Genomic DNA, 6,891 nt, shown 5'->3' on the forward strand with positions numbered 1-6,891 from the left:
AATTCCGGAGAAAAGGCGATCTGGTCGTTCTTGGTCATTTTGAAGGTCTTGATGATAAAATTGGCCAGAGATTTTTTATCAGGCTTCGATTCCCCGATCCAGATATGGGTCAGGGCACCGGCTTCGATCAGGGGGTGGAACAGGCCTTCATAACGGACCCGGTCAATGGGGCTCATGCGCACCGATACATTAAACAGGGTTGAATTGGTATAATAGACTTCTCCCCGGTCCTGGTCCCCTTTAACCACCTTTCCGGCCTGTTCCGGATATTTTTGGAGATCCAGTTTGGCAAAACGATAGGCCGTACTTTCCGCCGGGGTCTGTTCCAGGACAAAGCGCATACCGAATTTCTGACTGAACCGGTCGGTCAGAAGTTTCATGTAGGCGATGACCTTGAGGCCGAATTTAATGGATTTATCCGACTGATTAAGTTCTTCTCCGGTATGATACTGGACCAGCTCATTCAAGCCCACCATGCCGATCAGATAGGTAGCCCGCTCCAGGCGCAGATAAGGCGATCCATCCCGGTCCATGGTTAGTAGGGAAAGGGGACCTTTTTCCCCGAGGGCCAGGAGTTTCAGGATAAAGGCCCTTTTCTGCAAATGGGCCTCCACGGCCAACTCGACCGTTTCCGCCAGTTTGGCAAAGAGGGTGGTATCGTTCCTTTCGGCTAAATAAGCCAGGCGGGGGAAATTAACGGTTACATTCTGCAGGGCGCAATAACGCATTCGCCAGGGTTCATGGGCGTCCAATAGATCCTGGGCCTCCAGTTTAAAACTTAAGCGGCAGCATTCGGAGATCTTGGCGGTCTGCCCCCGGTCAAAGACAAAATAGGTGTTTCCTTTCAGTCCGGCTACCTCGCAGATATGATCCAGAAATTCCTGATGGCCCGGGGTCTGAAAAAACTTCTCGGTAATATGCACCAGGGGCTTGGGGAAGAAAAAGGGACGTCCGGCCCCGTCTCCTTCCTTAAAAACATCAAATAAGAGCCAGACGAATTTTTGGGCCAGGGGGAGATAATCCAGGTAGGTTTTACCGGTATATTCCCCGCCGGGGCCGATGGCCGGGACCCCTTCAAAATGACGGGGTACTTCCCAATAGAGATTGATATCCGTAAAAATGGCCTGTCCGCCCCTGGCTACGGCTTGTTGGGAGAATTCAAAGATCATCATCTGGGCGAGTTGTTTGATCTCCCGGTCCGACAACCCTTCCAGATAAGGGGCGAAAAAAAGATTGACCGCGTCCCAGCCGATGGCCCCGGCAAAATGGCTCTGCAGGGCCGCAGCAAATTTTACCATATGGGCCAGCAGGACCTCGGGGTGCTTGGCCGGTCTGGCCATGGACAGGGCATTAGGCAGGTTTAAACCGAACTTTTTGATATACTCCAGGGATTGTCCCGAACAATAAGGCCGGTCAATAAAGCCCAGGTCATGGAGGTGGATATCCCCCCGCATGTGGGCATCACCGACCTGGGAAGCGAAGACACTGAGTAAGGCGTATTCCTTTTTAATCCCTTCGGCCAGGGTCAGGTTGGTGGCCTCCGGTCCGTGGGGTACATTGGCATTTTCCTTGTTGGGGTGGAGGATCATCTGGTCCACATCATAAAGGGGGACCCCCAAGCGGGTATGCATGATCCTGGCCTTTTCCAGGCCCCGTTCAATCAGTTTGGAATCCACCAGTTCCCGGATCAGAGGAGCAGTAACCATGGAGATTCTGGTGGAGAAGATGAATTCCTCCACTTCCCGGCTGATGGCCTCGGCCGTATCCAGATCTACCAGGGTTTCCCGAACCAGGGCATCCACGATCCGCTGGCGGTTCCAGGTAACCAGATCCTCATTGGAAGTTCTGACAAAAAGGGCCAGATCTGTGGTTTCTTGGACTTCCGAATCTTTTGGCTCCTGATGTAATTCGACTATCGTCCCCATGGCCGAGTCCTTTCCTGCCTCTTGGTATTATGATCCTTTATCTTGTATGTTTGGAAGGTTAAAGTACTATATATGGTGTGTCAAGCAAAAAAATAAAGGGCCTGGGGAAGGTCCCCCTAAGCCCTTTTAATCAGAAGGATTTTAGTCGATAATTTTATAGGTAGGTCAACCAGGATCGGTAACGGTCTTCTTCCCCTTTGACGGCCTTAAAGAAAATGCTTTGTATTTTCTTGGTGATAGGGCCAGGGCGGCCCTCACCGACCTGGCGGTTGTCCACTTCCCGGATGGGGGTGATTTCAGCCGCCGTGCCGGAAAAGAACGCTTCATCAGCCAGATAGAGCTCATCCCGGGTAAAACGCTGTTCCACCACTTCCACCCCCAAATCATTGGCGATGGTCAGGACCGAATCCCTGGTAATACCGGGCAGGATCGAAGTGAGGGGCGGGGTTTTGATCCGCCCTTTTTTGACCATGAAGATATTTTCTCCACTGGCTTCAGAGACATAGCCGGCCGTATCCAGCATGACCGCTTCGTCATATCCGTCCCGGGTGACCTCTCTTTTGGCCAGGATGGAATTGACATAATTTCCACAGGTCTTGGTCTTGGTCATCATCACATTGACATGGTGCCGGGTATAGGAGGAAACCTTGACCCTGATCCCTTTTTTGAGCCCCTCGTCCCCCAGATAGGCCCCCCATTTCCAGGCTATGATCGAAACCCGGATCGGGTTATCCTTGGGATGGACCCCCATGGCCCCGTCCCCGATAAAAACCAGGGGCCGGATATAGCCTTCCTTCATGCCGTTGACCTTCAGGGTCTGGCAGCAGGCCGTCCGGATCTCTTGTTGGGTAAAGGGGATCTTCATCTCCATGGCATGGGCCGAGTCGAAAAGTCTCTGCACATGCTCCGGAAGTCTGAAAATAGCCGATCTGCCGTCCGAACAGAGGTAACCCCGGATCCCTTCAAAGACCCCCAGGCCGTAATGAAGGGTATGGGTCAGGACATGGACCTGGGCCTTCTCCCAGGGAACGAATTTTCCATCAAACCAGATCTTTTTTTCTTTTTCCATAAGATTTTTTCAATCTCCCGAGCTAAGATTAACCGCTTTTAGATATGATGGATTCGTAAAAACTCGTCATTCCCGACTCCGTCCCTTTGGGGACTACGCCCTGGAGGGCTCAGGCGGGAATCCAGACCACGCATACCCTATTAAAAACACTGGATTCCCGTTTTCACGGGAATGACGTAAATCGGCGCTTTTGGACTTTTTGCGAATGCATCAAAATTGGCTTTCGATGACTTCCAAATAACTTAACCTTTGACATCAGATATGATTTGCCGGAGCAAGAGAATATGTAAATCCTTTTAATCCTGTCAAACCAGAATTTTTCCCTTGGGCCTTAGGCCTTTAATCTCCCCACGGCCACAAGATCCTGCCTTAACTTTTCCCGATTGGCCGGGCGCATAGCCACCAGGGGGAGCCGGACCGGACCGGCCGGGAGGCCCATCATGACCATGGCCTCTTTGACCGGAACGGGGTTGGTTTCGATAAACAAGGTCTTGACCAGTGGCAAGGTATCATAATGAATTTTCCGGGCCTCGGCCCACTGCCCTTCTTTCATGAGCCGGCACATGGTGGTATATTCCCGGCCGATGACGTTGCCTACGGCACAGATCACCCCGTGTCCACCGAGGGCCATTAAGGGGTAGGTCAAGGAATCCTCCCCGGACAGGACAAAGAAGGGTTTCCCTTTCATTTTGGTGCCGGCGATGATATCCATGGTCTGGGTGATATCTCCGCAGGCGTCTTTGAGACCGACGATGTTGTCTATTTCAGAAAGCTTGATCAGGGTTTGGGGATCGATATTGCGCCCTGTACGCCCCGGAATATTATAGATTAACATCGGCAATTTGGTGTTATTGGCAATGGCTTCAAAATGGGCCAGCATCCCGTCCATGGTCGGTTTATTATAATAAGGACCCACCTGCAGGGTGGCGTCGGCCCCCACTTCCTCGGCATGTCTGGTCATCATTATGGCTTCCTGGGTGCTGTTGGACCCGGTCCCGGCAATCACCGGAACCCGCCCCCGGGTTTCTTTGACGGTGATTTCAATGACTTTATTGTGCTCTTCATGATCCAGGGTCGGAGACTCGCCGGTGGTTCCACAGGGGACCAACCCATCGACCTTTTCCTCTTCGATCAGATAATTGATCAGGCGACGAAGGCCGTCTATATCCAAGGAATAGTCGCTTTTAAAGGGGGTGACCAGGGGAATGTGGCACCCGGAAAAATCAATTGTCGCCATAAAACACCTCCAAAACCGGGAAATTGGCTATAGAGCCAGATTTGCATTGCACTGGGTTTGGCAGAAAGAAACTCTTGAGGATAGTTTAAAAGCCGTGCTTGGCTGGCCATGGCCTTTCGGTTTATTTTTAATTTATCTATACCCGAAAGCCCATACCATGTCAATATTTTTAGTTATTTTAAATAATATTGCAAAAAGGTGATGAATAAATTAGACTTGATAACCGATCGAATTCGGTCGGTTTGATCTAATGGCCGGAGGATACTCCGGGTTGGCCTCCGGAGGTTTCCCAAAACATTTTTACATCAAGGAGACTTGAATGCCTACTCGTTTCGGGATTATCTTGATCAGTATCTTATCCCTGCTTCTATGGGGATGTACGACCATCAGGACTATTGACCTGGGGTATTCTCCAGTCAAGGCGCCTACGCCAACACCCGATACGGTTAAAATAGCGGTCATCCCCTTTGAGGATCTCTCCTGGAACGGCCAGGAAAATTCCAATTGGGTAGGGCAGGCCCTCCTCTATGGGATAAAATTATACGGTCCCAACAGTATTTCTTATCTGGTCACCCGGGGGGTCAAAAATGAGATGGAGAACTATGGCTATCAACTCAGCGCCGATGAAATATATACCATCCAGGTCAACCGGAATGATATCAAAACCTTGCTCAAGAGAATTCCGCACATCCAGGTCGACTTTTTGATAGGGGGATCGATTTCCCACTTTTTTGTGCAACAAGTCGGCCGGTTTATTGCTGAAGTGGAAATAGAGGCTTATTTGATCCGCCCGTCTAACGGGGATATTGTCTGGAGTAAAAAAATAGGTCACCGGGAGGTCCGGGTCCCCTATGTACCGGAAGACTTTTCTTCCGAAAGCCAGGAGGTTTTGAATAAACTGTTGGGCAGGACCTTAAATGACCTGTTTCGGAATTCCGATTTTAGATTGCATACGTTAAAAGATAAGAAGAAATAGGTATCAGTTTAGCTTTTTCAAAAAGCGCCGACAATCACTCCGTCATTCCGGCGAAAGCCGGAATCCAGAACTATTCAAAGATGAAAAAAACCTGGATTCCCGTGCCTGCCCCGGACCTGATCCGGGGTTCACGGGAATGACGTGCAAGAAATGCCGAATTTTCAGATTAGGGCTCAAATTTTTCAAAGGACTAAATTGTTACAGAAATAGATGTTCCAACAGGATAACCTCGCAAAAAAAGTCTTTTAAATAGAATAATGGCCACCCGGGTAAGACAGATTATTCATCTGGATATGGATGCTTTTTATGCCTCGGTAGAAGTATTGGATAACCCGGAATTAAAGGGCAAGCCGGTTATCGTCGGCGGCCCCAAACAAAGGGGGGTCGTTTCGGCGGCCTCTTATGAGGCCCGAAAATTCGGGGTTCATTCGGCCCTGCCTACGGCCCAGGCCATGGCATTATGCCCCCAAGGGTTTTTTTTGCCGGTGCGGATGGCACGATATAAAGAGGTTTCGGATCAGATTTTCGAGATCTTCCATCGTTTTACCCCTCTGGTGGAGCCCCTTTCCATTGATGAGGCCTTTCTGGATGTAACCGCCTCCCAACAACTTTTCGGCCCGGCGGAAGCCATCGCCCGGCGGATTAAAAATGTGGTTCGAGAAGATATAGGTCTGACGGTCTCAGCCGGGGTCGCTCCTTCGAAATTAGTGGCCAAAATAGCCTCGGATCTAAATAAACCCGATGGCCTGACCGTTGTACCTGAGGGCAAGGTGCGCCAATTTCTGGCCCCCCTGCCTATTGAAAGACTCTGGGGGGTTGGAAGGGTGACCCAAAAAGACCTTTCTTTGTTGAATGTAAAAACCATCGGGGACTTGAGCCGCCTGCCCAAAGATCTTTTGCAGAGGCGGTTCGGACAACAAGGGCTGCAATTATATTTTCTTTCCAAAGGGATCGATGACCGGGAGGTACAACCGGAAAGAAAAGCAAAATCCATTGGACGGGAAGAGACCTTTCCGGAAGATATCCGGGAAAAGGAAAGGGCCGGAAAAGAACTCCTGGCTTTAAGTCATCGGGTGGCCAAGCGGTTAAGGAGACACAAGGCAGCCGGGCAGACCATTACCTTGAAGGTGACATATCATGATTTCACCCGGATCACCCGGTCTCTGACGGTACCGGCGGCCACGGATGATGGCCGAAAGATCTACCGGGTTTGCCTGGACCTTCTTGAAAAGACCGAGATCGGCAAAAAGTCCATCAGACTTCTGGGGATTTACCTTTCCCATTTAACCAAACCAGGTGAAGGTCAGTTGTTCTTATTTGATCAAAATAACGGATTTAAAAAAGGAACGAAGCTTAATAATGCTTTGGATGCCATACAGGAAAAATATGGAGATCAAGCCATCCGTCCGGGGAGTCTTTTGGATTGAGGGAGTTATCCAATATCCAGGACCGAGTATCCGGCACTAAGGAACCCTTCCCCCAAAAAAAGCTCCTTGCCTGGTTCAAAAAAAATCAAAGGGATCTCGCCTGGCGTGCCCACCGTACGCCTTATACCACCTGGCTCTCTGAAATTATGCTACAGCAGACCCAGGTTCGGCAAGTCGAACCTTATTACCGCCGTTTTATAAACCTATTTCCGGAAATCCGGCTCCTGGCCGAGGCCCCTTTAGAAAAGGTGCTTAAA

Annotated in this window: 5 protein-coding genes; 2 read left to right on the forward strand and 3 right to left on the reverse strand. The window is 50.2% G+C overall.

What is annotated here, in order from left to right; translation table 11 throughout:
* From nrdD to HY879_09145, 3 genes are all read right to left on the reverse strand, one after another.
* A partial coding sequence (nrdD, locus tag HY879_09135; protein ID MBI5603509.1) for an anaerobic ribonucleoside-triphosphate reductase occupies positions 1 to 1,925 on the reverse strand: 1,925 nt, incomplete at its 3' end.
* 154 nt (positions 1,926 to 2,079) lie between these two features.
* Positions 2,080 to 2,994 carry a branched-chain amino acid transaminase gene (locus HY879_09140; GenBank protein ID MBI5603510.1) on the reverse strand — a complete coding sequence of 305 codons (915 nt, stop codon included), beginning with the start codon at positions 2,992 to 2,994 and terminating at the stop codon, positions 2,080 to 2,082.
* A gap of 331 nt (positions 2,995 to 3,325) precedes the next feature.
* A complete protein-coding gene (locus tag HY879_09145; protein ID MBI5603511.1) occupies positions 3,326 to 4,231 on the reverse strand; it encodes a 4-hydroxy-tetrahydrodipicolinate synthase in 906 nt (301 codons plus the stop codon).
* 319 nt (positions 4,232 to 4,550) lie between these two features.
* On the opposite strand from HY879_09145, the gene HY879_09150 reads away from it, so the two are divergent.
* Positions 4,551 to 5,207, forward strand: coding sequence for a hypothetical protein (locus HY879_09150; GenBank protein MBI5603512.1), 657 nt, complete (start codon positions 4,551 to 4,553; stop codon positions 5,205 to 5,207).
* Positions 5,208 to 5,464: 257 nt separating this feature from the next.
* Positions 5,465 to 6,634, forward strand: a complete 1,170-nt coding sequence (dinB, locus tag HY879_09155; protein MBI5603513.1) for a DNA polymerase IV — start codon at positions 5,465 to 5,467, stop codon at positions 6,632 to 6,634.
* The last annotated feature ends 257 nt before the right edge of the window (positions 6,635 to 6,891 follow it).

Source organism: Deltaproteobacteria bacterium (assembly GCA_016219225.1).
In the GTDB taxonomy this organism is placed as follows: domain Bacteria; phylum Desulfobacterota; class RBG-13-43-22; order RBG-13-43-22; family RBG-13-43-22; genus RBG-13-43-22.